The sequence below is a fragment of the Marinobacter iranensis genome (assembly GCF_029207565.1).
In the GTDB taxonomy this organism is placed as follows: Bacteria; Pseudomonadota; Gammaproteobacteria; order Pseudomonadales; family Oleiphilaceae; genus Marinobacter; species Marinobacter iranensis.
The window spans coordinates 79598-104661 of sequence record NZ_JANCMW010000015.1 but is presented as its reverse complement, the minus strand read 5'-3'; the positions used below and the strand labels follow the sequence as shown (position 1 = coordinate 104661).

Genomic DNA, 25064 nt, shown 5'->3' with positions numbered 1-25064 from the left:
CCAACAGGAGAGGCAATATGCAGTACCTTCACACGATGATCCGGGTGAGTAACCTGGAAGAGACCCTGCATTTTTTCTGTGAACTGCTCGGTATGGTCGAAATCAGCCGCAAAAGCAGTGAAAAAGGCCGCTTCACCCTGGTTTTCCTGGCAGCCCCCGAGGATGAAGCACGGGCCAGGGAAGACAAGGCGCCAATGATCGAGCTTACCTACAATTGGGATCCGGAAGAATACGGGGGTGGCCGCAACTTCGGGCACCTGGCCTACCGGGTGGATGATATATACGCCTTGTGTAGCCACCTTCAGGCCAACGGCGTTACCATCAATCGACCGCCCCGGGATGGTCATATGGCGTTTGTCCGGTCTCCGGACGGCATCTCCATTGAGCTGCTCCAGAAAGGTGATTCCCTCCCTCCGAAGGAGCCGTGGGCCAGTATGGACAATACCGGCAGCTGGTAGCCGTGCCCAAGGTGAAGCCGCTTTAATCGCCGCCGGCAGGACAACCCGGCGGTCTTTGAGGTAAAATTCGCGAAAATTCGAAACAAGGACGACCCATGCTTGCAGTGATTCTTTCTGGTGGTTCCGGCACCCGGTTATGGCCGCTTTCCCGTGAGGCCTATCCCAAGCAGTTTCTGCCGGTGGTGTCTGACGAAACCCTGCTGGCTGAAACCATTGACCGTGGGCTGGCCCTCGATGAGAAAGCCAGGGTTATGGCGATCACCAACGAGGAACATCGATTCGTCGTGGCTGCCCACCTGCAGGCCCAGGCGTCGGAGCGCACTGCCGGCATCATCCTCGAGCCGGTGGGCCGCAACACCGCTCCGGCCATCGCCCTGGCTGCCCTGGCAGCGGCGGAGGAAAACCCGGAAGAGCTGCTGCTGGTCATGCCCTCGGATCATGTACTCAAGAACCAGGATGTATTCCGCCAGGCTGTCAGCCAGGGGGCGGAAGCCGCGCGGTCGGGCAAACTGGTTACCTTCGGTATTGTTCCGAATGCTCCCCATACGGGTTACGGGTATATCAAGGCTGGCGCAGCCCATGAAGGCTATAACGATGTCGCCGCCTTTGTGGAAAAGCCGGATGAAGAAACCGCCCGTCGATATCTGGACGAAGGCGACTATTTCTGGAACAGCGGCATGTTCCTGTTCCGGGCTGATCGTTATCTGGAAGAGCTGGAAGCCCAGCAACCAGACATGATCAAAGCCTGCCGCGCCGCCTGGAAAGAGCGTAACGCCGACATGGATTTCACCCGCGTTGGAACGGAAGCCTTCAAGGCCTGCCCGGACGATTCCATCGACTACGCGGTTATGGAAAAAACCCGCGATGCCGTGGTGGTGCCCCTGGACGCAGGCTGGTCGGACGTGGGTTCCTGGTCAGCACTTTGGGATATCCAGCCCCACGATGAGAACAATAATGTGTGCCGGGGAGACGTAATTACCGAGGACGTGTCCGGCTCCTATATTCACTCGGAGGGCCGCCTGATTGCCGCCCTGGGCATTACCGACCATGTCATTGTTGAAACCGATGACGTGGTACTGGTGGCCGATCGCGGCCGGGTTCAGGATGTAAAAAAGCTGGTTGCCCAGGTCAAGGCCCAGGGCCGCCACGAGCACCGGTTCCACAAGAAGGTTCATCGCCCCTGGGGCACCTACGAGGGGATCGCCATGGGTGAACGCTTCCAGGTGAAGCGTATTACTGTCAAGCCGGGCGCCTCTCTCTCGCTACAGAAGCACCACCACCGGGCTGAGCACTGGGTGGTGGTCAAGGGAACCGCGACGGTCAATCGTGGTGACGATGTATTGCTGCTCACTGAAGACCAGTCCACCTACATTCCGTTGGGCGTTACCCACAGGCTGACCAATCCGGGTGTGATTCCGTTGGAACTGATTGAAGTCCAGACTGGCAGCTACCTGGGCGAGGACGATATCGTACGCTTTGAGGACACCTACAACCGGGTCTGACCGGATTCATGAAACGGCATCAGGACGATGCCCACTAACACAAGGAGAAGTGAATGGAAGACTGGCAAGGATGCCTGAGCCCCCTCTGTCAAACCGCACTGCAACGGGCACGGGACAGCGTCGCCCAACGCGGTGGTTATGCCATCACCGTAGAGGATTTCCTGCTGGCGCTGCTGGATGGCGAGCCCGCCATCTGCGATTTCCTGCGTGGCCGCGGCGTCGACCTTGATGAGCTGACCCGTACCATCCAGTGCGAACAGCCCATCGTGACGGAAGTCGGAAGCGAAGGCCTGCTGTCCTCGCAACTCATGTACTGGTTCTCCTCCGCCCGCGAACTGAGCGACGCCCCCTGGCTGGACTGGCCGATACTGTTATCGGTATTGACGCGCAACGCCGAGCGCCTGCAGGAGAAAGCGTACGTCGCGGTACTGGAACTGGTTGGCCATTGGCCCGCCACCAACAGCAGCCAACAGAAGGCCACCGAAACCCCGAACACAACAGGGGATGCCCCCATGGTGATTACCGATCTGGACTGGTTGGGGCTCGCCGAGGATGTTTCGATAACGCTGGTGTCGGTTCCCGGTGCGCTGGTCTGGGTCAGGGGCTCAAGGGGCAGCGGCAAAACCAGTTGGTTGCAGGCTCTGCTGCCTTTCCTGGATTGTGGCTTTGTGAAGCTTGATCTTCGTAACGAGGCGGAAGTGATGGCCAGCGACTGCCCCGCGATTCCTTCCAACGCTGTTGACCGCAAGGACTACCCCGCCTTGGTTCTGGATAACGTTTCGCCGGTGGATCTGGTTGCAATGATGGCTTCAGAGCTGAGTGTGGCCAGGGGGCTGGTTACCGGGTATCCCGGGCCTGTCATCATGCTGGGTCCCGATTCACCAGGTGCAGGCACCGCGATTGAGCAACTGGAGCGATCACTGGGAAGGGACTTCGATGTTTTTGATATGCCCGGCACCAGCCCCGGGCAGAAGGCGGCCATTCTCACGGCGCATCAGCCGGCCATTGAAAAGCGCTGGAACGTCGAATTGTCCCAGGCGCTTATCCGCTATGCAGCGTCAAGCCGAAGCCAGTTGGTGGGATCACCCGGTGGAATGATTCAGTGGGTGGAGCGGGCAGCCGCAAGGTTGAACCTGTTTGCGGAACGTGGCCCCATCGAAAGCATGGCACTGGCGGGGAAGACGGATACGCTCCGGCGCCAGTCCCTGGTGGCAATGGCAAGACAACAGCCCACGGAAGGGTTGGAGCGGTCACTTGAACACGTGGCCATTGAGCGGGCGGCCGCGGAAGTTGCGTGGCACGAACGTCAAGCCGAAGGCACGCTTCGTACACTGAAAGTGGAGGATCTTCGGCACGAACTGGAACGCTGGGTTGCAGCACGCCCCGGGCCGGTTCACTATGTGCTCCATTGTGATCAACCGGCGGGAGAAACAGCGAGTGCGGGACCTCGAAATCTACATTCGTGACCTGGTGTCGTCAGCGGTATCGGATTGGCTTGCGAACCATCTTGATGATATTGAACTAAAAGATAATTCGTTGGGCGACGGTGCGGTGAAGGGTGCTGGTTTCTATCGGAGTCACCGGGTCCGCATCAGTCTGTATCCGGGCGCCGGAGGTAAGCGGTTCACGTCGCTGATCCTGGAAGGGGAGGACCTGCCCTGGATTTCGGACCTGGATTGCGCCCGAAGTGCCTGGCGAGCCATGGACACTGAGATTCGCTGTAGCCCTGGCGACTGGAAAGAAGGGGAGCCGGTGGAAGACGAGCGATGGTGGCGGCTGGATCAACGGGGTGAACAGTTGGCTGTCTGGAACTGAGAAAACGAAAAAAGGGGTAGCCACTGGCTACCCCTTTTTTGGGACTGGGAAGTGTTGCGGTTCACTCGCTCAGGATAGACACGTTGTCCGCCTGCAAGCCCTTGTCTGCTTCCACTACGCTGAACCGGACCAACTGTCCCTGGCGCAGAACGCGGCGGCCACGGCCACGGATCGCACGGAAGTGAACGAAGACTTCATCGCCGCTGTCACGGACAATAAAGCCGAAGCCTTTCTTGACGTTGAACCACTTGACGGTGCCCTCTTCGTCGCCTTCCGGGGTGGAGTCGTCGTAGTCCTCGTCTTCCTCGTCGTAATCTGGCTGAGCCTGTTGACGCGGTGCGGATTGACGTGGCGCCGCGGTGGCGCGGGAAGCCTGCTGCCTTACGGCTGCCGGTTTTTTGGCGGCCAGTGCCACGGTCAGGAAGCCTGCCAGGCCGAAGAGGACGACGGCAATGACGTAGGCGGCAATACCCTGGGCGCTGCCCAGTACAAACGTGGTATTGGTTGCCAGCTCACTGGTACCGGACTGTGACAGGATCTGGAAGAGTTCCGGGGTGAAAGTCACCAACAGAAAACCGAGGATAAAGGGTGACGGAATGGCGACCAGGAGAGCAAGAACGATCGCTTTTGCTGGGTTTTGCATGGACTGAAGTTTCTCCATTAATCAAACGCTAACGATAAAGAGCCGGATATCGGGTAAAATCGGGTCTCCGGCGGTGAAAACCACCAGGGCTTGCCAGATATGAAAACGATCTCGCAATTCCCTTGGCGGGCAAAAGCGGAATGATACCAGATAACGGGGAGCGCTGACCAAGCGGCATGACTACATGAGCGATAAAGATCTACAAGCTCGGCTGGACGAGCTGGAAACCCGGCTGGCATTCCAGGACGATGTTATCCACACCCTGAGCGAGCAATTGGCCCGCCAGGAGCTGGATATACGGGAACTCTGGGAAGCGAAAAAACAACTGAACACACAGCTCAAGGAAGTGTCGTCATCGAACATCAGGAAGGAGGAGGACGAAACGCCTCCTCCCCATTATTGATCAGGCCAGCAGTTCGATAAGAACCTGCTCGTAGATCTCCGACAGGGTATCCAGGTCCGCCGCCTTGACGCATTCGTTCACCTTGTGAATCGTGGCGTTGATAGGGCCAAGCTCAAGTACCTGGGCGCCCGTGGGCGCGATAAAGCGTCCGTCTGAAGTGCCCCCGGACGTGGACAGTTCGGCCTCCCGGCCAGTGATGGTGCGGATGGCGCTCTGCGCCGCCGAGACCAGTGCGCCACTATCCGTCAGGAAAGGGCGGCCGCTCAGGTGCCATTGCAGGTCGTATTTCAGTTCGTGGCGGTCCAGGATCGCAACCACTCGTTCTTCCAGGCTTTCGGCCGAGTTTTCCGTGCAATAGCGGAAATTGAAGTGGACCAGGCATTCACCAGGAATGATGTTGCTGCCGGTACCGGCCTCAATTTTGGTGATCTGGAAGGTGGTGGGCGGGAAGAAGTCATTGCCGTTATCCCAGAACTCCTTCGCCAGGGCGTCCAGCGCCGGGGCAACGGTATGCACCGGGTTTTCCGCCAGATGCGGGTAGGCCACATGCCCCTGGGTGCCGTGCACCGTCAGATAACCGTGGAGCGACCCCCGGCGGCCATTCTTGATGACATCGCCCACCTCATGGGTGCTGGAGGGCTCGCCAATCAGGCACCAGTCGATCTTTTCATTCCTGGCCTCCAGGGTTTCCACCACCTTAACGGTGCCGTCCTGGGCGGGGCCTTCTTCGTCGCTGGTGATCAGCAGGGCGATGGAGCCCCGATGATCCGGATGTTTGACGACGAAGCGCTCACAGGCGGTAATAAACGCTGCCAGGCTGCCTTTCATATCGGCAGCGCCCCGGCCATGGAGGAAACCGTCGTCGATCACCGCATCGAACGGCGGATGGCGCCAGTTTTTCTCCGGGCCGGTGGGGACAACATCCGTGTGGCCGGCGAAGGCCAGCAGCGGGCCATCCGAGCCCCTGCGGGCCCAGAGATTGTCCGTCTCGCCGAAGCGCAGGGCCTCGCCTTTGAAGCCAAGGGCCGCAAGCCGCGACATCATCAGCTCCTGACAGCCGGCGTCGTCCGGAGTTACGGATGGCCGGCGGATCAGGTCAACCGCCAGATCCAGGGTGGCGGAAAGGGAGGGGGGATTAGTTGTTTGCATGCAGCTCTTTGTTCAGTTCGATGGCGGACTTGTTGGTTTTGCACTCAACCGCGCCGGTCTGGCTGTTACGGCGGAACAGAAGGTCTGGTTTGCTGGCCAGATCCCGGGCCTTGATCACTTCCACAAGATCGTCGTTGTCGTCCAGAAGGGCAACCTTGGTGCCAGCGGTGATGTATAGGCCGGCTTCCACTTTGCAGCGGTCGCCCAGGGGAATGCCAATACCGGCGTTGGCGCCGATCAAGCAGTTCTCGCCCACGGAAATGATGATGTTGCCGCCACCTGAGAGGGTGCCCATAGTGGAGCAGCCACCGCCGAGGTCAGAGCCCTGGCCAATCATCACGCCAGCGGAAATGCGGCCTTCAATCATGCTGGTGCCTTCGGTACCGGCATTGAAGTTGATAAAGCCTTCGTGCATCACGGTAGTGCCTTCGCCCACGTAGGCACCCAGGCGAACGCGGGCGGTATCGGCAATGCGAACGCCTTTGGGCACCACGTAATCAGTCATCTGCGGGAACTTGTCGACGGACTTCACTTCCAGTGTACGGCCTTCGAGACGCGCCTTGAGTTGGCGGTCCGGCAGTTCGTTCAGGTCAATGGCGCCTTCGCTGGTCCAGGCCAGGTTGGGCAGCAATCCGAAGATGCCGTCCAGCTTGAGCTCATGGGGTTTGGCCTGGCGGCTTGAGATCAGGTGAAGCTTGAGGTACACCTCCGGGGTGCTGGAGGCGGTGTCGTCCGTGTCCAGCAGGGTCACCACAACCGGGCGACGGCTTTCAGCGGCTTTGCCCGCCAGTGTGGACTGCTCCATCTGGCCAAGCTGGCGCAGGCCGTCCGAAAGCGCTTTGAGCTGATCGGGCGTTGCCGATACCGCCTGGTTACCACCCTGGTAATTCAATACGTTACGAGCCACTTCGATGAGGCCGTTATCGGGGGTGATGACCGGCTGCTGGTAAAACACTTCCAGCCACTCGCCCTGGTTGTTCTGGCTGCCGATACCAATTCCGAATGCAAAACTCATTGATGTGCTCCTTCAGTGTTTGAATCTTTCAGCCCATTCACCGGCGTTAAAGCCGACGCTGACCGTCTCGCCGTGCTCAACCACGGGCCGTTTGATGATGGACGGATTGTCGAGCATCAGGCTGTGGGCAGATTGGGCGCTAATATTATCACGAACCTCGTCCGGAAGTTTGCGCCAGGTGGTACCACGGCGGTTCAGCAGCACTTCCCAGCCAGCCGCCAGCTCCCACTGGCTGAGCCGGTCGGTGTCCAGGCCGTCCTTCTTGAAATCATGGAACTCGTAGTCGATGCCTGCGCCATCCAGCCATTTCCGGGCCTTCTTGACCGTGTCGCAGTTCCTGATGCCATAAAGTTTCACAGTGTTCAAAACATCACCCAAGTCGTTATCTATAATTCCCTCTCCCCTAGCGGGAGAGGGCCAGGGAGAGGGGGTATCAGGTCCCTTTCACAAAAGCCACAATACGTTTCGCCGCTCCCACACACTCTTCCAGCGGCGCCACCAGAGCCATCCTCACCCGATTTTCACCCGGATTGTGCCCATCCACCGTGCGCGACAAATAGCGCCCTGGCAGTACATGCACATTCTGCTGCGCCGACAATTCCCGAGCAAACGTTTCGTCGTCCATTGGCGTTTCCGGCCAGAGGTAGAAACCGGCATCGGGGAAGTCCACGTTCATCACTTCCCGCAGGATGGGTACCACGGCCTCGAACTTGGCGCGGTAGGCAGCGCGGTTTTCCCGCACGTGATCCTCGTCGTTCCAGGCGGCAATGCTCGCCAACTGGTTGTGGATGGGCATGGCGCAGCCGTGGTAGGTGCGGTATTTGAGGTAGCCCTTCAGGATATCCGCGTCGCCGGCCACGAAACCGGAACGCAGGCCCGGCAGGTTGCTGCGTTTCGACAGGCTGTGGAACACAATGCAACGGGCAAAATCGTTGCGGCCAATAGCGGCACAGGTCTGCAGCAGCCCTTCCGGTGGCTGATTTTCGTCAGGGTAGAGCTCGGAATAGCATTCGTCAGACGCAACGATGAAATCATGCTTGTCCGCCAGTTCGATGACCCGCACCAACGTCTCCCGGGGAATTACCGAACCGCTGGGGTTGCCCGGTGAGCACAGGAACAGCACCTGGCAGTCTTTCCACACGGATTCCGGAACTTTGTCAAAGTCCGGTATGAAATTGCTGTCTGCGTCGCAGGCAAGATAACGGGGAGTGGCACCGGCAAGGAACGCGGCCCCTTCGTAGATCTGGTAAAACGGATTGGGGCTGACCACGGTGGCGGCCCGGCTTGAATCCACCACCGACTGGACCAGCGAGAAGATGCCTTCCCGGGTGCCATTCACTGGAACGATATGGTACTCCGGTGTCAGTGTTCCGGGTGCCAGTTCAAAGCGACGGGTGGCCCAGGCTGCGATGGCCTGGCGCAGCTCGTCGGTGCCTTTGGTGGTCGGATAGTTGGCGAGCTTGTCCAGGTTATCCGCAATTACCCGTTTCACGAATTCCGGGGACGGGTGTTTGGGCTCGCCAATCCCCAGTGAAACCGGTGCCAGATCTTGTGGCACGCTGATGCCGGCCTTAAGTTTCGTCAGTTTTTCGAACGGGTAGGGGTGGAGTCTGTCCAGGTCGGGGTTCATTGGGTATCGTCCAGCATTTGGCAAAGATCCTGCTGCAGGGCCAGGCAGACGGCGGGGTCGCTGATCTGCTCGCCATGCTCGTCGGTTACAAAGAATACGTCCTCTACTCGCTCGCCGAGGGTGGCAATCTTGGCGTTGGTCAACCGCACACGATGCTCCAGCAACACCTGGCCAACCCGCGCCAGCAGGCCGGGGCGGTCCGGGGTGATCACTTCCATCACCGTACGCTGGTTAATGGTGTCGTTGGAGAAGGTGACTTCCGTTGGGAAGGCAAAGTGTTTGAGCTGCCTGGGGGTACGCCGGTGGATGATGTCCGGGTAATCTTCCGGGTCGTCCAGTTCCTCGATCAGGCGCATGCGAACCCGGTCCTTGCGGGCAGGGTCGATGCCCAGGGGCTTTCCTTTCTCGTCCAGCACAATATAGGAACTGATGGAGAAGGGGCCTTCGCTGGAGCTGATTCGCGCATCAACGATGTTGAGGTTGAGCTGTTCAAGCACCGCCGTGGTGGCCGCGAAAAGATCGATGCGGTCGCTCATGTAGATGATGATCTGGGAATAGCCGTCCGTAGGCCCGCCACGGGTGTCGCGGATTAGCACCAGCGGATCGGGGTCGTCACCGTGGCGGATAATGGCGGCGGTCTGCCAGGCGATGTCTACCGTGGAATCCTGCAGGAAGTAGTCTTCGTCCAGGGTTTCCCAGATGCCGTCGATCTGTTCGTCGGTCATGTTCTGGGCATGGAGGATTTCCCGCGCCTCGGACTGGGTGGCGCGCACCCATTCCTGACGGTCCACCGGTGTTTCCGAGCCGCGCCTAAGTGCCCGCTTGGTCTCGATGTAAAGCTGACGCAAAAGCGACGCTCGCCAGGTGTTCCAGAGCTTCGGGTTGGTAGCGCTGATGTCGCACACCGTCAGCACATAGAGGTAATCCAGGTGAACCTGGCTGGGAACAGAGCGCGCAAACCCGTGGATGATGTCCGGGTCGGAAATGTCCTTGCGCTGGGCTGTCATGGACATCAGCAGGTGGTTCTCTACCAGCCAGGATACCAGTTGGGTGTCCCGCTCACTCAGGTGGTGGCGTTCGCAGAAGCTTTCCGCATCAATCGCGCCCAACTCCGAGTGGTCACCACCACGGCCCTTGGCAACATCGTGGTACAGGCCGGCTATGTACAGAGTTTCCAGCTTTGGTAACCGGTGAATCAGCCGGGATGCCAGGGGGTAGTCATTACGGGCCTCGGCGCTGTCCAGCCGCACCATATTGCGAATCACCCGCATGGTGTGGGCGTCCACGGTGTAGATGTGGAACAGGTCGTGCTGCATCTGGCCGATAATCTGGCCGAATTCCGGCAGGTAGCGGCCCAGCACGTTGTATTTCTTCATCGCAGACAGGGTCTGGTCGAGGGCGTGCGGGGTTCGCAGCAATTCCATGAACAGGGACGTAACGGCCAGGTCTGATCGGAAGGCATCGTCAATCAGGTGGCGGTGTGCCCGCAGGGAACGGATAGTGGTGGCCCGAATGCCCTTGATCTCCGGGTGCTGTGCCATCAGCACGAAAATTTCCATGATGGCGTAGGGCGCGTAGGCGAAAACCTGGTTGTTGATCGCCTCAATGTAATAGTTGCGGATCTGGAAGCGCTTGTTCAGGGGCAGGATGTCGTCGTCATTCCCCGCGCCCAGTATGGCTTCGTCGTAGTACTGCAGGATAACGTCGGTCAACTCCGCCAGTGCCAGTACGGTGCGGTAGTAGGACTGCATCATCAGTTCAACGCCCAGGCGCTTGCCTTCGTCCTTGTACCCCAGCATTTGTGCAAGGGCCCGCTGGTGATCGAACAACAGGCGGTTCTCATTGCGGTCGGCAATCAGTTGCAGGCCAAACCGCAGGCGCCAAAGGAAGGTCTCGCCCTGCAGCAGGATCTGGTGTTCTTCTTCGGTCAGGATGCTGAAACGGGTGAGGTCGGCAATGTTCTGCAGGCCGAAGTGGCGCTTGGTGATCCAGCCGATGGTCTGTATGTCCCGCAGGGCCCCGGGGGAGCCTTTAACATTGGGCTCCAGATTGTATTCGGTGTCACCATACTTTGTGTGTCGGCGCTTCTGTTCTTCCCGTTTGGCGATGAAGTAGTCGCGGTCGGAGCTGATGGCGTCGGAATACACCTGATGGCTGAGCTCGTCACGCAGGTCATCGGGGCCGGCGATGGTGCGTGTTTCCAGCAGGTTGGTCAGGATCGTGACGTCTTCCCTGGCCGAATCCAGGCTCTCCTGGATACTGCGCACGCTGTGGCCAATATCCAGTTTCAGGTCCCACAGCAGGGTAACGAAGGCACCCAGGTCTTCCTGCCAGCTTTCATCGATACCGTTGCGGGTGAGGATCAGCAGATCAATGTCGGAGTGAGGGTGGAGCTCACCCCGGCCATAGCCGCCAACCGCAACCAGGGAAATATCCCCAGAGGCGGCAAAGGCATTGCGGTTCCATATCAGGGCGAGAACGGTGTCCAGCGTGCCGGAGCGGGAATGAACCAGTGCACGAACATCGGCTCCCTGTCGGAACGCTTCCGCATCGGCGTTGTAGCGTTCCTTCAGCAGTTCCCGGGCTGCCCGGACGGGAGATGCATCGTTACTGATCCTGGCTTCCAGTTCGCTGAAGTCCACCTAGAATGACTCTTCCGTACGCTTGGTCAGTACCTCGTGGCCGTCTGCCGTTACCAGGATGGTGTGCTCCCATTGTGCAGAGAGTTTGTGGTCCTTGGTGACTACCGTCCAGCCATCCGGTAGCAGCTTGGTGTGGTACTTGCCTTGGTTGATCATCGGTTCGATGGTAAAGGTCATGCCTTCCTGGAGCTCCATGCCGGTGCCGGGCTTGCCGTAATGCATTACCTGTGGGTCTTCATGGAAGACCTGGCCGATACCGTGGCCGCAGTAGTCGCGCACCACGGAATACCGGTGCTTCTCGGCATGCTGCTGGATAACGTGGCCGATGTCCCCGAGGCGGGCGCCCGGTTTAACCAGTTCGATACCTTTATACAGGCATTCCTGGGTGATCTGGATCAGGCGCTCGGTGCCGGGCTTGGGTTTGCCAACGATGAACATCTTGCTGGTGTCACCATGCCAGCCATCCTTAATGACGGTGACATCAATGTTGAGGATGTCGCCTTCCTTTAACACCTTTTTCTCGGTGGGGATGCCGTGGCACACCACATGGTTGACCGAGGTGCACACCGACTTCGGGAAACCCTTGTAGTTCAGCGGCGCCGGAATGGTCTTCTGCTCGTTCACCATGTAGTTATGGCAGATGTTGTCCAGTTCCTCGGTGGTTACGCCGGGTTTGACGTGCTCGCCGATCATTTCGAGAACGTCAGCCGCCAGGCGGCCGGCGACCCGCATCTTTTCGATTTCTTCCGGAGTCTTGATCGATACCTGCATTGGGTTTCCCGTTGATGTGGATCAAACAGGCATTTTAAGGGGGAGTGTGGTCCGGTACAAGGAAGAGGCGGATTCAGGGCATGGCCAGCGGCACAAATTAATGGAATCCGGCGGGCGATTTATGGTATAAACGCGCCCGCTGGAAACAAATCCGGCAAATTCGCACACACGTCGGCACGTTGTCCCAGGGTGCCTGCTTCTGTTGCTCTACATAAAAAGCAACGGGTTCAGGTTGGGTCAATCGGACGTGTGGAGGACTAACCCGAAGCTAAAAAGGTAAATATCATGGCTCAGGTAAATATGCGTGACCTGCTGAAAGCAGGCGCCCACTTCGGTCACCAGACCCGTTACTGGAACCCGAAAATGTCGAAGTTCATCTTCGGCGCTCGTAACAAGATTCATATCATCAACCTTGAACAGACTGTTCCCGCGATGAACGATGCACTGAACTTTGTGCATAATCTCGCAAACAGCAAGAACAAGATCCTGTTCGTGGGCACCAAGCGTGCAGCGGCCAAGATCATCAAGGAAGAAGCGCTCCGTTCCAATCAGCCTTACGTGAATCACCGCTGGCTGGGCGGCATGCTGACCAACTACAAGACCATTCGCCAGTCTATCCGTCGCTACCGCGACCTGGAAGCACAAAGCCAGGACGGTACCTTCGACAAGCTGACCAAGAAAGAAGCCCTTGATCGTACCCGTGAAATGGACCGCCTTGAGCGCTCTATCGGCGGTATCAAGGACATGGGCGGCCTGCCGGATGCCATGTTCGTGATTGACGTTGATCACGAGCGTATCGCTATCAAGGAAGCCAACAAGCTGGGCATTCCTGTTATCGGTGTGGTTGATACCAACAGCAACCCGGACGGCGTTGATTACGTAATCCCTGGTAACGACGATGCCATCCGCGCGATCCAGATTTACGTGCAAGCTGTTGCTGATACCTGCATTGAGGCGGCCCAGTCTGCCGGTGCCGGCGCTGACGAGTTCGTAGAAGTCAGTGAGAACGCGGAAGGTGCTGCTCCCGCTGCGGAGTAATATTTCCTTCGCGAACAGGTTGTAGGGTGTGCCCGTGGTTTATCGCCGGGCACACCGGTCCAGAATTCGGAACAGTTAAGAGGAATGAACATGGCTGCAATTACTGCTGCAATGGTCAAAGAGCTCCGTGAGCGCACCGGCCTTGGCATGATGGAATGCAAAAAGGCTCTGGTGGAAGCTGACGGAAGCGTTGATGCTGCTATTGAAGAACTGCGCAAGTCTTCCGGCCTGAAGGCTGCCAAGAAAGCGGGTCGTACCGCTGCTGAAGGTGTTTCCCTGATCAAGGTGTCTGACGACAACACTGTCGCCTACATTCTGGAAGTGAACTCCGAGACCGACTTCGTTGCCCGTGACGACAACTTCATGAACTTCGCCAACGACGTTCTGAATGTTGCCTTCGAAAACGGCAAGACAGACGTAGCGGATTTGATGGCAGGCGATCTGGAAGCCAAGCGCGAAGCGCTGGTTCAGAAGATCGGCGAGAACATTACTGTTCGTCGTATCGTCCGGGTGGAGGGTCCGGTTGTGGGCGCATACGTTCACAGCACCAACAAGATTGCATCTGTTGTTGCCCTGACCGCTGGCGACCCTGAAGTTGCTCGGGACGTTGCCATGCACGTTGCCGCTGTTAACCCGCGGGTTGGCAAGCCGGAAGACATGCCGGCCGACGAGCTCGAGAAAGAGAAAGCGGTCATCAAGGCCCAGCCAGATATGGAAGGCAAGCCTGCTGAAATCGTCGAGAAGATGATGGGCGGCCGTATCAAGAAGTTCCTGGCGGAAAACAGCCTGGTTGAGCAACCGTTCGTCAAAAATCCTGACCAAACCGTTGGTCAGCTGATCAAAGAGAACGGCGCCGATCTGGTCAGCTTTGTTCGTCTGGAAGTCGGCGAAGGTATTGAGAAGGAAGAAGTGGATTTTGCTGCCGAGGTCGCTGCGGCGGCGGGTACCGGCAAGTCCTGATCCTTCATACAGGTGCCTGAGCGCGGGCTTCGGCACCTTCCAAGTCTGCCACGTTAGCCGGATTTGTCCGGTTCTCGTGGCGGGCTTGTATCTGAGATACCCCTTTTGTCAAGGAGTATGTCAGATACAAGCCTGAGAAGCTTGTCCTGCCAGGCACCAAGCCAGACACATAGAAGGGGATCCTCATGCCGAAGTCGTCCAATACCCAGCCCAGATACAAACGTGTTCTGCTCAAGCTCAGTGGTGAGGCCCTGATGGGCGATCATGATTTTGGCATTGATCCCAAGGTACTTGACCGGATGGCGCTGGATATTGGCTCCCTCATTGGCATTGGTGTCCAGGTGGGCCTGGTCATCGGCGGTGGCAACCTGTTCCGCGGTGCTGCCCTGAATGCCGCGGGCATGGACAGGGTGACCGGCGACCACATGGGCATGCTGGCGACAGTCATGAACGGCCTGGCCATGCGTGATGCCCTTGAACGCTCCAACATTCGTACCCGGGTTATGTCTGCCATCCCCATGAGTGGTATTGTTGAGCATTATGATCGCCGCCGGGCCGTACGTGACCTGAAAGATGGCGATGTGGTGATTTTCTGTGCCGGCACTGGCAACCCGTTCTTCACGACCGATTCGGCAGCCTGCCTGCGCGGCATAGAGATTGAAGCCGATGCCGTGTTGAAGGCAACCAAGGTTGATGGCGTTTATTCCGCCGATCCCTACAAGGATTCGTCAGCGGAAAAATACGACCACCTGACCTACGACGAAGTACTGGACAAGAAACTGGGTGTGATGGACCTGACTGCAATTTGTCTTGCCCGGGACCATGGCATGCCTCTTCGGGTCTTCGATATGAACCGGGCCGGCGCACTGACCCGGATTGTAACCGGAGAATCGGAAGGCACATTAATTGAATAATCTGATTGAGTAATTTTGAATAACGAATCCGAGGACGCTGCAGTGATTGACGATATAAAAGCTGATGCTGAAAAGAAGATGAAGAAAAGCCTTGAGTCTCTGAATTGGGCTTTCAACAAGATCCGTACCGGGCGCGCGCATCCCTCCATTCTGGATAGCGTAACCGTGGATTATTACGGCCAGGAGACCCCACTCAAGCAGGTGGCGAGTGTGAACGTTGAGGACAACCGGACCTTGGCTGTCTCGCCCTGGGAGAAGCCGCTGCTACCGAAGATCGAAAAAGCGATCATGATGTCGGACCTGGGTCTGAACCCGTCCAATAACGGTGAAATTATTCGGATTCCGATGCCGATGCTGACCGAGGAAACCCGTAAGGAAATGGTCAAGCAGGCCAGGGCCGATGCGGAGCATGGCAAGGTTTCTGTCCGCAACGCGCGTCGTGATGCCAACAGCACGCTGAAAGAACTGCTGAAGGAAAAGGACATCAACGAAGACGAAGAGCGCTACGGTGAAGAAGAGATTCAGAAGTTGACCGACCGTTATATCGCTGAGATCGAAAAGCAGCTCAAGGCCAAGGAAGAGGACCTGATGGCTGTCTGATCAGCCAGTCCAATTCAGTATAATGATCAGCCGGTGCCAGCGCAGTTGTCGAGTATCGGCTGAACAGGGGATTGCATGACGGAAAGTGTATCCGCAGAGATTCCGGTTTCGGCTGGCAGCCGGCCCCGGCATGTGGCCATTATCATGGATGGTAATAACCGCTGGGCGAAAGCCCGGCGACTGAAAGGCGTAGCCGGCCACAAGGCCGGTGTGAAAGCGGTCAGGTCTGTGGTTGAAACCTGTGCCCGGGAAGGGGTGGAAGTGCTGACCCTGTTCGCTTTTTCCAGCGAGAACTGGCGTCGCCCGGAAGATGAAGTATCGGCCCTCATGCGCCTGTTCCTGTTCGCACTGGAGCGGGAAGTCAAGAAACTGCACCGCAATGATATATGCCTACGCATTATTGGCGACCGCTCCGCGTTCAGTGCCAACCTGCAGGAGCATATGGAGCGTGCCGAGGCGCTGACCCGCGACAACACCCGCATGACGCTGGTGATCGCTGCCAACTACGGTGGCCACTGGGACATCACCCAGGCCAGCCGGAAGGTGGCGGAAAAGGTGCGTATTGGTGAGCTTGCGCCGTCCGACATCACCGACGACCTGATCCAGCAGCACCTGTCCATTGGTGACCTGCCCATGCCGGACCTGATGATCCGTACGGCCGGTGAGCAGCGCATCAGTAATTTCATGCTCTGGCACCTGGCCTACACCGAACTCTACTTTTCTCCCGTTTATTGGCCTGACTTCCGTGAGCATGAAATGAGCGAGGCGTTACAGGCGTATGCGGGCAGGAAGCGCAGGTTTGGTCAGACCGATGACCAGATTGCCAGCGTTTCGTCAGAACAATAACGACAAGATAGCGAACGATACCGTGCTTAAAACCCGTATTATAACCGCGCTTATCCTGGCACCCATCGCCATTGGCGGGATTTTCTTTCTACCGCCCTTGGGCTTTGCCCTGTTTACCGGTGCTATTATCACCATCGGGGCGTGGGAGTGGGCCAACATGTCCGGCCTCTCTTCGCCGGCCGCGCGCGTTGTGTATGCGCTGGTAGTGGCGGCCGTGCTCTATGGCCTGTTGAATGTTCCCGCCCTGGCCGTGCTGTGGCTGGCTCTGTTCTGGTGGGTTCTGTGCTTCCTCCTGGTACGAAGTTACCCTGATGGGTCTGAGCGCTGGGGCGGTGTGGCTGCCCGGGCTGCTATGGGGCTGCTGGTGCTGGTGCCTGCCTGGGTTGGCCTCAATCACCTGCGTACTGGCGGATTCCAGTTTGGTGACAGCGCCAACAATTTATTGCTTATCCTTTATGTATTCTGCGTGGTCTGGGTGGCCGATATCGGTGCCTATTTTGCCGGCCGCGCGTTTGGTAAGGCGAAACTTGCGCCTCGTGTCAGCCCGGGCAAGTCTTGGGCGGGTGTGTGGGGTGGCCTGGTGGTCGTTGCGGTATTTGCGGTGATTATCAGCGCGCTGGCTTCGGCGAGTGTGGCGCAGTCGCTGTTGCTGGTTGTGGCCAGCCTGATTACCGGCGCGGTGTCGGTGCTCGGCGACCTGCTGGAAAGCATGTTGAAGCGTTTCCGGGGCATCAAGGACAGCAGCCAGCTATTGCCGGGTCACGGTGGCATCATGGACCGGATTGACAGCCTGACGGCAGCGATTCCGGTGTTCGCGCTGATCATTACCCTCATGGGCTGGCTGACGACGGGGCAGTGGTGACCGTTGTGAAGCGTCGTATATCCATCCTGGGAGCCACTGGCTCAATTGGCCTGAATACGCTGGATGTCATCCGTCGGCACCCGGATCGCTTTTCGGTCTCCGCGTTAACGGCCAGTACCAGTGTCGACGCCATGGTGGAGCTGTGCCGAGAGTTTCACCCACAGTACGCGGTGATGGCAGATGAAACCGCAGCCGTTGCACTGACCCACGCTCTTGCCGATATGCCCTCCGTGACGGTCCTCAGCGGCCCTGAAGGGCTAAGCCAGGTGGCCGGTGACAGCGACGCTGATACGGTGATGGCCGCCATAGTTGGTGCCGCGGGGTTGCCGCCCACGCTGGCTGCCGTGCGGGCCGGCAAGCGCGTGTTGCTGGCCAACAAGGAAGCGTTGGTGATGTCGGGCAAGCTGTTTATGGACGCGGTTGCGGCCTCGGGAGCGGAAGTCCTGCCGATCGATAGCGAACATAATGCCATTTTCCAGTGCATGCCGGCGGACAGGATCCGGGATACCCGTGGCGCGGGTATCACACGCATCCTGCTGACGGCGTCCGGCGGACCGTTCCGCACGCATTCGGCGGAATCCCTGCGTAGCGTGTTGCCCGCCGAAGCCTGCGCCCATCCGAACTGGTCCATGGGCCAGAAGATTTCGGTGGATTCGGCAACCCTGATGAACAAGGGGCTGGAACTGATTGAGGCCTGCTGGCTGTTTAACACCACGCCGGAAATGATTGAGGTCCACGTCCATCCCGAGAGCATTATCCATTCCATGGTGGAGTACGCGGACGGATCGGTGCTGGCACAGCTCGGCAGCCCGGACATGCGTACGCCCATTGCAAACGGCCTGGCCTGGCCGGAACGGATCGATGCCGGGGTTGCCCCGCTGGACCTGTTTCGTATCGGGCGATTCCACTTTGAGCGGCCGGACCTGGAACGGTTCCCCTGTCTCAGGCTGGCAGCGGAAGCCTTTCACAAAGGCGGAACAGCACCGGCGGTGTTGAACGCGGCCAATGAGGAGGCTGTGGCGGCCTTTCTTGCCGGTAACCTGTGTTTTGCCGATATTCCCCTTATCATTGAGCGTACACTGTCGGCGACCGAGGTTGTGTCGGCGGACAGTTTCGATACCATCTTCGCCAAGGATGCCGAGGCCAGATCAGTGGCACGGGAACAGATCCTGGGGCTGACTGTCTGATACAGGCGGCCCCGGCAGGCGGGCGTGTAAACACCAACAGAGAGCACTATGCAGATAGTTGAAACCATACTGGCGCTGGTACTGACGCTGGGCATACTGGTAACGCTTCACGAGGCCGGGCACTTCTGGGTGGCTCGCCGTTGTGGCGTGAAGGTATTGCGTTTTTCTGTTGGTTTCGGAAAACCGTTGTTCTCCTGGTACGACCGCCACGGTACTGAGTTTGCAGTTGCCGCCATCCCCCTCGGGGGCTATGTGAAGATGCTGGATGAGCGTGAGGGGCCGGTGCCCGAAGAGCTCAAGGACCAGGCATTCAATTCCAAGTCACCCTCCAAACGCATCGCCATTGCTGCCGCAGGGCCTGTTGCAAATTTCCTGTTTGCCATATTTGCGTACTGGCTGCTCAGCGTGGTTGGTTTTACCACGGTCGCGCCCATTGTGGGCGATGTGAGTCAGGGAAGTGTGGCGGATCGCGTGGGGCTTGCCAGCGGAATGGAAATCCATGAAGTCGATGGCCGTCGGGTGACCTCCTGGCGGGATGTGAACATGCGCCTGCTTGAGCGTACTGGCGAATTTGGTGAAGTGACCCTTGAGGTCTCTCAGGATGGCAGCCGGGGCACGTTGCGCGGTTCTCTGGGCGGTTGGCAGTTGAGCGAAGATACTCCAAACCCTCTCAGTGAGTTTGGTGTTACCCCCTGGCGGCCTGACGTGCCAGCGGTTCTGGGTGAGATTTCTCCGGGCGGCCGGGCAGAGGCCGCCGGACTGAAACCTGGCGATCGTGTGGTCGAGGTAGACGGCAAACCGGTGTCGGACTGGTTCGAACTGGTGGACTTTATTCGCGATGCTCCGGAAACAGCTCTGGAACTGACCATCGAGCGCGATGGTCGCACGCAACAGATCGTTGTCACGCCCGCCGAACGCACCGCGGACGATGGCAGTGTAACCGGCTTTGTGGGTGCCGGTGTCAGCGAAGTGACCTGGCCGGATCATGTTCTCAGGGACGTCAGCTATGGGCCTCTGGCGGCCATTCCCAATGCCGTATCAGAAACCTGGGGTGATACCCGGCTGACACTGGTCGCCATCAAGAAAATGGTGACGGGGCTGCTTTCTCCCACTAACCTCAGTGGCCCGATAACCATTGCCAGGATAGCCGAAGCCAGTGTAAGTTCCGGTTTCGAGGACTTTATTCGTTTCCTTGCCTACCTCAGTGTCAGTCTTGGGGTGCTGAACCTTTTGCCAATACCGGTTCTTGATGGTGGGCACATTGTCTATTACACCATTGAAGCCATTCGTCGGAAGCCTCTTTCGGAGCAGGCCCAGGCTTTCGGATTACGTATTGGTATGGCAATGATCCTCACATTAATGGTGTTCGCACTTTACAACGACCTGATGCGGTTGTGAGAATTGCGAACTCCTTACGCGCATCAACAGGCGAAATTATTGAATGAGACGTTCTCTTCTGGGTATAGCTGTAGGCTTGGTAGTTGCCACTTCAACCATAAGACCGGCACTGGCTGATGAATTCACCGTATCCGATATTGAGGTAGAAGGCCTTCAGCGGGTATCCGCGGGGACGGTGTTTTCCGCATTTCCCGTATCAATCGGGGAACCGGTTGATGAAGTGGAGCTGTCGGAGGCCATCAAGGACTTGTTCCGCACCGGCCTGTTCACCGATATCAAGGCCAGCCGTGACGGTGGTGTACTTATCCTGACAGTTCAGGAGAGGCCCTCAATTACTTCCATTGAGATTGAGGGCAACAAAAACATCGAAACCCCCATGTTGATGGAGGCGCTCTCCGGTGCCGGGCTCCAGGAGGGGCAGGTGTTCCGACGGGCTACCCTGGAGCGGCTGGAGTTGGAGATTCTCCGTTCCTATATCAGCCAGGGGCGCTACAACGCGAGGGTAAAAGCCACCGCCGAAGAGCTTCCCCGTAACCGGGTGGCAATCCGGCTGGATATCAATGAGGGCACGGTTGCGGCAATCCAGCACATTAACATCGTTGGTAACGACGCCTTTGACGACGAAACATTACTGGGCCTGTTTGAGCTGGAAACCACCAGTTGGTGGAATTCCATCACCAATTCCGACAAATATGCCCGAGAGCGCCTGAGTGGTGATCTCGAATCCCTGCGGTCGTTCTACCTTGATCGTGGTTATATCGACTTCAACGTGGAGTCCAGCCAGGTATCGATTTCCCCTGACAAGAAGCAGGTTTTTATTGCCATTTCGCTGAATGAGGGGCCCCAGTACACGGTGTCTGATGTCAATCTGCGCGGTGAGCTGATTGTTGGCGAGGAAGAGCTGCGAAAGCTGATTCCCATCGAAGAGGGCGACGTGTTTTCCCGCTCTCGCATGACCGCGATTTCAGAAGCGCTCTCCCGACGCCTAGGCCGGGAAGGCTACGCCTTCGCAAACGTGAACGCCGTGCCGGAGCCCGCTGACGACAACACGGCCTCGGTTACTTTTTTTGTCGAGCCAGGTAAAAGGGCGTACGTACGACGCATTAATTTTGATGGCAACGTATCTACACGGGACGACGTACTGCGCCAGGAGATGACCCAGATGGAAGGCGGTGTCGCCTCCACCGACCGGATCGAGTTTTCGAAAACAAAGCTGGAACGGCTTGGTTTCTTCAAAACCGTGGATGTGGAGACGGTCCCCGTCCCCGGTACTGACGATTTGGTCGATGTTAACTACTCGGTTGCCGAGCAGGCAACGGGCAGCCTCTCGGCGTCTGTCGGCTTCTCACAGGCTTCCGGGGTTATCCTGGGTGCCAACGTATCCGAGAACAACTTCTTTGGCAGCGGTAAGCGCGTGTCCTTCGGTGTGAACGTCAGTGACTCCATCAAGAGCGCCAACTTCTCCTACCAGGACCCCTACTACACAGTGGATGGTGTCAGCCGTGGTTTCAGTGTGTTTGCGCGCGAAACCGACTTCGAGGAACAGGATATTTCCTCCTATCTGCTGGATGAGTACGGTGGCCGGCTTACCTTTGGCTATCCCACGGATAACATTACCCGCCTCAATTTCGGGCTTGGTTATACTCTCTCCAAAGTAAAGGAGGGTGCGTTCACCTCAGAGGAAGTCAGAACCTTCATCGACGAAGAAGGCAATGATTTCAACAATTACTTCCTGTTCGGCTCCTGGCGCCGAAGCACCCTCAACCGCGGCGTACTGCCCAGTGACGGCTATAGCGTGTCTCTCTCCGCTGATGTGGCGGTGCCTGGCAGTGACCTGACCTTCTATAAACTGAACCAGAAGACCGAGTACTATCAACCGTTGAACGAGAACCAGACCTGGGTATTCAGGGCACGTTCCGAGATTGGCTACGGCGATGGCTATGATGGTCGAAGCGTGATGCCGTTCTACGAGCACTTCTATGCGGGTGGTTATGGCTCGGTGCGTGGTTATGAGGCAAACTCTCTCGGCCCGATTGCTACAAACGCTCCGAATGACTTTTCCGATCCCGACCCCTTCGGCGGTAGTTTGCTGACAGAAGGCAGCCTGGAACTGATTTTCCCCACTCCGTTTGCAGGGGACAGCCGTTCCATGAGAACCGCGTTTTTCGTGGACGCAGGGCAGGTATTTGATGCGGACCGGAATTTTGACCCGGCCCTGGATGAAATCCGGTTGTCTGCCGGTGTAGGATTCCAGTGGATAACAGCAGTTGGTCCGTTGGCATTCAGTCTGGCCAAGCCCCTGAACGACAAGAGCGGTGACGATACCCAAGTGTTCCAGTTCTCTCTTGGTCAGACGTTCTGATCTGTCAGGGGCCGGGAGTGCAAAAGACGATGATACACAGGAGAAGCAACATGTTCCGATATTCCATTGCAGTGGCCCTGACCGCATTACTGGTCGCTTTCCCGGCAGCGGCCGAAACCCGGATAGGCGTCGTTGATCTGCGCCAGGCGCTGTTTTCCTCCAGCGATGCGCGGGCATTCAGCGAAACGCTCCAGAAGGATTTTGCAGGTGAGGAAGCGAAGGTCCGGGAAGCCCAGGACGCCGCGAGAAAGCTCAAGGAACGCCTGGAGAAAGATGGCGCCATGATGAATGAGTCAGAGCGTGAACAGATGGCGGCCGAGTTCCAGGAAAAGGTAAAGGAATTCAATTTCCTCAAGCAACGCCTGGATTCAACCGTGGCCAACCGCAAGCAACAGTTCCTGGAAGAGGCGCGCCCGGAAGTGGACGCAGCAGTCAAGGAATTGCTGGAGGAGCATAACCTTGACATGATCCTGCCCAGCGAGGCTGTGGTTTATGTGAAGCCGGAAATGAATCTGACCGAAGAATTGCTGAAGAAACTGGACCGCTGATACCTGCGGGCCGGATAATGGCCAGCCCGGATAAACCTTGTGGAGCTGACAATGACAAAGCGTTCGTACCGGCTGGGCGATATTGCTTCGGAGCTTGGCGCGGAGCTCAGGGGTGATCCCGATACGGAAATCAGGGGGCTTGCAACGCTTCAGGCGGCTGCTCCGGGCCAGATTGCCTTCCTGGCGAATTCCTCGTACGGCCGGTATCTGACAGAGACCAGGGCTTCCGCTGTTATTCTCTCGCCATCCGTTGCTGACGAATGTCCTACCAATGTCCTGTTACTGGACAATCCCTATCTTGGCTATGCTCGCCTGAGCCACTGGTTTGACCCGGCTCCTGTTGCCGCGCCCGGGGTGCACCCATCAGCGGTTGTGGCATCTTCCGCGAAGGTTTCGAAAACCGCCAGTATTGGTCCGCAGGCTGTTGTAGAGGCCGATGCTGTCATCGGTGACGGTGTTGTTGTGGGTGCCGGCTGCATTGTGGGAGCTCGGTGCCAGATCGGTGAGCAGTCTATACTGCGTGCAAGAGTAACTCTTGCCCACGATATTGTTGTGGGCAGGCGTTGTCATATCCTTAGTGGCGCAGTCATCGGCTCCGACGGATTCGGATTTGCCAATGAGAAGGGCGCCTGGCATCGGATTGCCCAGCTTGGCCGGGTTGTACTGGGGGACGACGTTGAGGTGGGGGCAAACACCACCATTGACCGGGGCGCGCTGGATGACACGGTCATTGGTGATGGAGTAAAGCTCGATAACCTGATCCAGATAGCACACAACGTCAGTATCGGTGATCACAGTGCCATGGCAGCGATGGTTGGTATTGCGGGCAGCACCCGTATTGGCAGCCACTGTGTTTTTGGTGGCCAGTCGGGCGTGGCTGGGCACCTGAATATTGCTGATCAGGTCCACCTGACCGGCATGACGCTGGTTTCAGGTGATATTCGGGAGTCCGGCGTGTATTCGTCGGGAACCAGTGCCGACAGTAATCGGCAATGGCGTAAAAACGCCGTGCGTTTTCGTCAGCTCGATGCCATGGCGCGTCGGCTAAAAGAACTGGAAAAGAAAATTGAAGGCTGAGGCCGCTACTGATGATGTACATCGACGAGATAATGGAATACTTGCCCCATCGCTACCCGTTTTTGCTGGTTGATCGGGTAACCGAGGTAGAAAAGGGACAATTCATCAAGGGGTACAAGAATATCTCCCTTAATGAGCCGTTTTTCACCGGCCACTTTCCGAACAAGCCCATTATGCCGGGGGTGCTCATTATTGAAGCCATGGCACAGCTTTCGGGCATTCTCGGCTTCATGACTGTCGGGCGGAAGCCCACGGATGGCGTGGTACAATACCTGGCTGGTTCCAGCAAAGCGCGTTTCAAGCGCCCCGTAGTGCCCGGTGACAGGCTCAGTATGGAGTCCCGGATGATCTCCGGCAAACGTGGAATCTACAAATTCGAGTGCCGCGCACTGGTTGATGATGAAGTCGTCTGTGTGGCAGAAATATTGACCGCTGAGAGAGAAGTCTGATGGCGACAAAAGAATGGTCGGGAGTCCATCCTCAGGCGATTGTGGACCCTTCTGCCAGAGTGGCTGATAACGTAACAGTCGGCCCATGGAGCTACATTGGCCCGGACGTGGAAATCGGTGAAGGCACCGAGATCATGTCTCACGTGGTGATCAAGGGCCCCGCGAAAATTGGCCGTAACAACCGTATATTCCAGTTCTCCAGTGTTGGCGAAGAATGCCAGGACAAAAAATACGCTGGCGAGCCGACCACACTGGTTATCGGTGATGACAACATCATCCGCGAGAATTGCACCGTTCACCGTGGCACCGTCCAGGACCGTGGTGAAACCCGTATTGGCAATGGCAACCTGTTGATGGCCTATGTTCACGTTGCCCATGATTGCCTCATCGGCGACAACACCATCCTCGCCAACTGCGCCACGCTGGCAGGCCACGTTTCCGTTGGTGATTTTGCCATCCTGGGTGGTGGCACCATGGTTCACCAGTTCTGTCACATCGGCACCCACAGCATGAGCGCCGGTGGCAGCATCGTACTGAAGGACATTCCCGCGTATATCATGGCAAGCGGCCAGTCGGCCCAGCCATTCGGGATGAACGTGGAAGGGCTGCGCCGGCGGGGCTTCAGCAAGGAAGTGCTGCTCATTCTGCGCCGTGCCTACAAGGTTATCTATCGTCAGGGCCTGACCACTGAACAGGCTGTTGTCGAGCTTGAAAAAGCCTATTCCGATATTCCTGAAGTGCAACCCCTGATCGACTCCCTTCGTGGTGCAGACCGCGGCATCATCCGCTAACCAG

Annotated in this window: 25 protein-coding genes; 18 read left to right on the top strand and 7 right to left on the bottom strand. The window is 57.7% G+C overall.

The genetic code is table 11. From position 1 onward, the window contains the following. Nucleotides 1-17: 17 nt before the first annotated feature. The 4 genes from NLU14_RS19330 to NLU14_RS19315 all read left to right on the top strand — a co-directional run bounded on the left by NLU14_RS19330 (nt 18) and on the right by NLU14_RS19315 (nt 3775). The gene (locus tag NLU14_RS19330; RefSeq protein ID WP_275709659.1) at nt 18-458 is read left to right on the top strand and encodes a VOC family protein; all 441 of its coding nucleotides are present in this window, start codon (nt 18-20) and stop codon (nt 456-458) included. Between the two features lie 95 nt (nt 459-553). Next, complete coding sequence (locus NLU14_RS19325) at nt 554-1960, top strand: mannose-1-phosphate guanylyltransferase/mannose-6-phosphate isomerase (protein WP_275709657.1); 1407 nt, start codon at nt 554-556, stop codon at nt 1958-1960. Nucleotides 1961-2013: 53 nt separating this feature from the next. Next, the gene (locus tag NLU14_RS19320) at nt 2014-3426 is read left to right on the top strand and encodes a hypothetical protein (protein WP_275709655.1); all 1413 of its coding nucleotides are present in this window, start codon (nt 2014-2016) and stop codon (nt 3424-3426) included. Beyond that, entirely contained in the window at nt 3398-3775 is a 378-nt protein-coding gene (locus NLU14_RS19315) for a hypothetical protein (RefSeq protein WP_275709652.1), read from the top strand. The genes NLU14_RS19320 and NLU14_RS19315 overlap by 29 nt, the downstream gene beginning before the upstream one ends. A gap of 61 nt (nt 3776-3836) precedes the next feature. On the opposite strand, the gene NLU14_RS19310 is transcribed toward NLU14_RS19315, so the two are convergent. Next, nucleotides 3837-4418, bottom strand: coding sequence for a cold-shock protein (locus NLU14_RS19310; protein WP_275709650.1), 582 nt, complete (start codon nt 4416-4418; stop codon nt 3837-3839). 184 nt (nt 4419-4602) lie between these two features. On the opposite strand from NLU14_RS19310, the gene NLU14_RS19305 reads away from it, so the two are divergent. Continuing rightward, nucleotides 4603-4821, top strand: a complete 219-nt coding sequence (locus NLU14_RS19305; RefSeq protein WP_275709648.1) for a SlyX family protein — start codon at nt 4603-4605, stop codon at nt 4819-4821. Here the strand turns inward: NLU14_RS19305 and dapE are convergent, their stop codons facing one another. The 6 genes from dapE to map all read right to left on the bottom strand — a co-directional run bounded on the left by dapE (nt 4822) and on the right by map (nt 12028). Then, the gene (dapE, locus tag NLU14_RS19300; RefSeq protein ID WP_275709646.1) at nt 4822-5970 is read right to left on the bottom strand and encodes a succinyl-diaminopimelate desuccinylase; all 1149 of its coding nucleotides are present in this window, start codon (nt 5968-5970) and stop codon (nt 4822-4824) included. It lies immediately after the preceding gene. Next, complete coding sequence (dapD, locus tag NLU14_RS19295; RefSeq protein ID WP_275709644.1) at nt 5957-6985, bottom strand: 2,3,4,5-tetrahydropyridine-2,6-dicarboxylate N-succinyltransferase; 1029 nt, start codon at nt 6983-6985, stop codon at nt 5957-5959. Before dapD ends, dapE begins: the two co-directional genes overlap by 14 nt. Before the next feature lie 12 nt (nt 6986-6997). After that, entirely contained in the window at nt 6998-7342 is a 345-nt protein-coding gene (locus tag NLU14_RS19290) for an ArsC family reductase (RefSeq protein WP_275709680.1), read from the bottom strand. 76 nt (nt 7343-7418) lie between these two features. After that, a complete protein-coding gene (gene dapC, locus NLU14_RS19285; protein ID WP_275709642.1) occupies nt 7419-8615 on the bottom strand; it encodes a succinyldiaminopimelate transaminase in 1197 nt (398 codons plus the stop codon). Then, nucleotides 8612-11257, bottom strand: coding sequence for a [protein-PII] uridylyltransferase (locus tag NLU14_RS19280; protein ID WP_275709640.1), 2646 nt, complete (start codon nt 11255-11257; stop codon nt 8612-8614). Before NLU14_RS19280 ends, dapC begins: the two co-directional genes overlap by 4 nt. Then, nucleotides 11258-12028, bottom strand: coding sequence for a type I methionyl aminopeptidase (map, locus tag NLU14_RS19275; RefSeq protein ID WP_275709638.1), 771 nt, complete (start codon nt 12026-12028; stop codon nt 11258-11260). Nucleotides 12029-12313: 285 nt separating this feature from the next. Between map and rpsB the strand changes: the two genes are divergently transcribed. The 13 genes from rpsB (at nt 12314) to lpxA (ending at nt 25060) form a co-directional block, all read left to right on the top strand. Next, a complete protein-coding gene (rpsB, locus tag NLU14_RS19270) occupies nt 12314-13066 on the top strand; it encodes a 30S ribosomal protein S2 (protein WP_275709636.1) in 753 nt (250 codons plus the stop codon). 90 nt (nt 13067-13156) lie between these two features. Further along, nucleotides 13157-14026 carry a translation elongation factor Ts gene (tsf, locus tag NLU14_RS19265; RefSeq protein WP_275709634.1) on the top strand — a complete coding sequence of 290 codons (870 nt, stop codon included), beginning with the start codon at nt 13157-13159 and terminating at the stop codon, nt 14024-14026. A 185-nt stretch (nt 14027-14211) separates the two neighbouring features. After that, complete coding sequence (gene pyrH, locus NLU14_RS19260) at nt 14212-14940, top strand: UMP kinase (protein WP_275709632.1); 729 nt, start codon at nt 14212-14214, stop codon at nt 14938-14940. A 42-nt stretch (nt 14941-14982) separates the two neighbouring features. Next, nucleotides 14983-15540 (top strand): ribosome recycling factor, encoded by a 558-nt coding sequence (gene frr, locus NLU14_RS19255; protein WP_275709630.1) that lies wholly within the window; start codon nt 14983-14985, stop codon nt 15538-15540. A gap of 75 nt (nt 15541-15615) precedes the next feature. Continuing rightward, a complete protein-coding gene (gene uppS / locus NLU14_RS19250) occupies nt 15616-16386 on the top strand; it encodes a polyprenyl diphosphate synthase (RefSeq protein ID WP_275709628.1) in 771 nt (256 codons plus the stop codon). Between the two features lie 22 nt (nt 16387-16408). After that, a complete protein-coding gene (locus NLU14_RS19245; RefSeq protein ID WP_275709679.1) occupies nt 16409-17248 on the top strand; it encodes a phosphatidate cytidylyltransferase in 840 nt (279 codons plus the stop codon). Further along, nucleotides 17245-18435, top strand: a complete 1191-nt coding sequence (gene ispC, locus NLU14_RS19240; RefSeq protein ID WP_275709626.1) for a 1-deoxy-D-xylulose-5-phosphate reductoisomerase — start codon at nt 17245-17247, stop codon at nt 18433-18435. The genes NLU14_RS19245 and ispC overlap by 4 nt, the downstream gene beginning before the upstream one ends. A 48-nt stretch (nt 18436-18483) precedes the next feature. Further along, nucleotides 18484-19833: an RIP metalloprotease RseP gene (gene rseP, locus NLU14_RS19235; RefSeq protein ID WP_275709624.1), complete on the top strand. Its 1350-nt coding sequence runs from the start codon at nt 18484-18486 to the stop codon at nt 19831-19833. 43 nt (nt 19834-19876) lie between these two features. Then, nucleotides 19877-22195 carry an outer membrane protein assembly factor BamA gene (bamA, locus tag NLU14_RS19230; protein WP_275709622.1) on the top strand — a complete coding sequence of 773 codons (2319 nt, stop codon included), beginning with the start codon at nt 19877-19879 and terminating at the stop codon, nt 22193-22195. Nucleotides 22196-22245: 50 nt separating this feature from the next. Further along, entirely contained in the window at nt 22246-22743 is a 498-nt protein-coding gene (locus tag NLU14_RS19225) for an OmpH/Skp family outer membrane protein (protein WP_275709620.1), read from the top strand. A gap of 51 nt (nt 22744-22794) precedes the next feature. After that, the gene (lpxD, locus tag NLU14_RS19220) at nt 22795-23820 is read left to right on the top strand and encodes a UDP-3-O-(3-hydroxymyristoyl)glucosamine N-acyltransferase (protein WP_275709618.1); all 1026 of its coding nucleotides are present in this window, start codon (nt 22795-22797) and stop codon (nt 23818-23820) included. Nucleotides 23821-23831: 11 nt separating this feature from the next. Continuing rightward, nucleotides 23832-24269, top strand: coding sequence for a 3-hydroxyacyl-ACP dehydratase FabZ (gene fabZ, locus NLU14_RS19215; RefSeq protein ID WP_275709616.1), 438 nt, complete (start codon nt 23832-23834; stop codon nt 24267-24269). Beyond that, on the top strand, nt 24269-25060 hold the full coding sequence (gene lpxA, locus NLU14_RS19210) for an acyl-ACP--UDP-N-acetylglucosamine O-acyltransferase (protein ID WP_275709614.1): 792 nt from the start codon (nt 24269-24271) through the stop codon (nt 25058-25060). The genes fabZ and lpxA overlap by 1 nt, the downstream gene beginning before the upstream one ends. The last annotated feature ends 4 nt before the right edge of the window (nt 25061-25064 follow it).

Excerpts from the sequence above, each read along its gene's own strand:
- lpxD (WP_275709618.1), top strand. The coding sequence starts at position 22,795 with ATGACAAAGCGTTCGTACCGGCTGGGCGATATTGCTTCGGAGCTTGGC.
- NLU14_RS19310 (WP_275709650.1), bottom strand. The coding sequence starts at position 4,418 with ATGCAAAACCCAGCAAAAGCGATCGTTCTTGCTCTCCTGGTCGCCATT.
- tsf (WP_275709634.1), top strand. The coding sequence starts at position 13,157 with ATGGCTGCAATTACTGCTGCAATGGTCAAAGAGCTCCGTGAGCGCACC.
- bamA (WP_275709622.1), top strand. The coding sequence starts at position 19,877 with ATGAGACGTTCTCTTCTGGGTATAGCTGTAGGCTTGGTAGTTGCCACT.
- dapD (WP_275709644.1), bottom strand. The coding sequence starts at position 6,985 with ATGAGTTTTGCATTCGGAATTGGTATCGGCAGCCAGAACAACCAGGGC.
- pyrH (WP_275709632.1), top strand. The coding sequence starts at position 14,212 with ATGCCGAAGTCGTCCAATACCCAGCCCAGATACAAACGTGTTCTGCTC.
- rseP (WP_275709624.1), top strand. The coding sequence starts at position 18,484 with ATGCAGATAGTTGAAACCATACTGGCGCTGGTACTGACGCTGGGCATA.
- NLU14_RS19330 (WP_275709659.1), top strand. The coding sequence starts at position 18 with ATGCAGTACCTTCACACGATGATCCGGGTGAGTAACCTGGAAGAGACC.
- dapE (WP_275709646.1), bottom strand. The coding sequence starts at position 5,970 with ATGCAAACAACTAATCCCCCCTCCCTTTCCGCCACCCTGGATCTGGCG.
- NLU14_RS19325 (WP_275709657.1), top strand. The coding sequence starts at position 554 with ATGCTTGCAGTGATTCTTTCTGGTGGTTCCGGCACCCGGTTATGGCCG.
- uppS (WP_275709628.1), top strand. The coding sequence starts at position 15,616 with ATGACGGAAAGTGTATCCGCAGAGATTCCGGTTTCGGCTGGCAGCCGG.
- rpsB (WP_275709636.1), top strand. The coding sequence starts at position 12,314 with ATGGCTCAGGTAAATATGCGTGACCTGCTGAAAGCAGGCGCCCACTTC.
- map (WP_275709638.1), bottom strand. The coding sequence starts at position 12,028 with ATGCAGGTATCGATCAAGACTCCGGAAGAAATCGAAAAGATGCGGGTC.
- fabZ (WP_275709616.1), top strand. The coding sequence starts at position 23,832 with ATGATGTACATCGACGAGATAATGGAATACTTGCCCCATCGCTACCCG.
- NLU14_RS19320 (WP_275709655.1), top strand. The coding sequence starts at position 2,014 with ATGGAAGACTGGCAAGGATGCCTGAGCCCCCTCTGTCAAACCGCACTG.
- dapC (WP_275709642.1), bottom strand. The coding sequence starts at position 8,615 with ATGAACCCCGACCTGGACAGACTCCACCCCTACCCGTTCGAAAAACTG.
- NLU14_RS19225 (WP_275709620.1), top strand. The coding sequence starts at position 22,246 with ATGTTCCGATATTCCATTGCAGTGGCCCTGACCGCATTACTGGTCGCT.
- NLU14_RS19305 (WP_275709648.1), top strand. The coding sequence starts at position 4,603 with ATGAGCGATAAAGATCTACAAGCTCGGCTGGACGAGCTGGAAACCCGG.
- lpxA (WP_275709614.1), top strand. The coding sequence starts at position 24,269 with ATGGCGACAAAAGAATGGTCGGGAGTCCATCCTCAGGCGATTGTGGAC.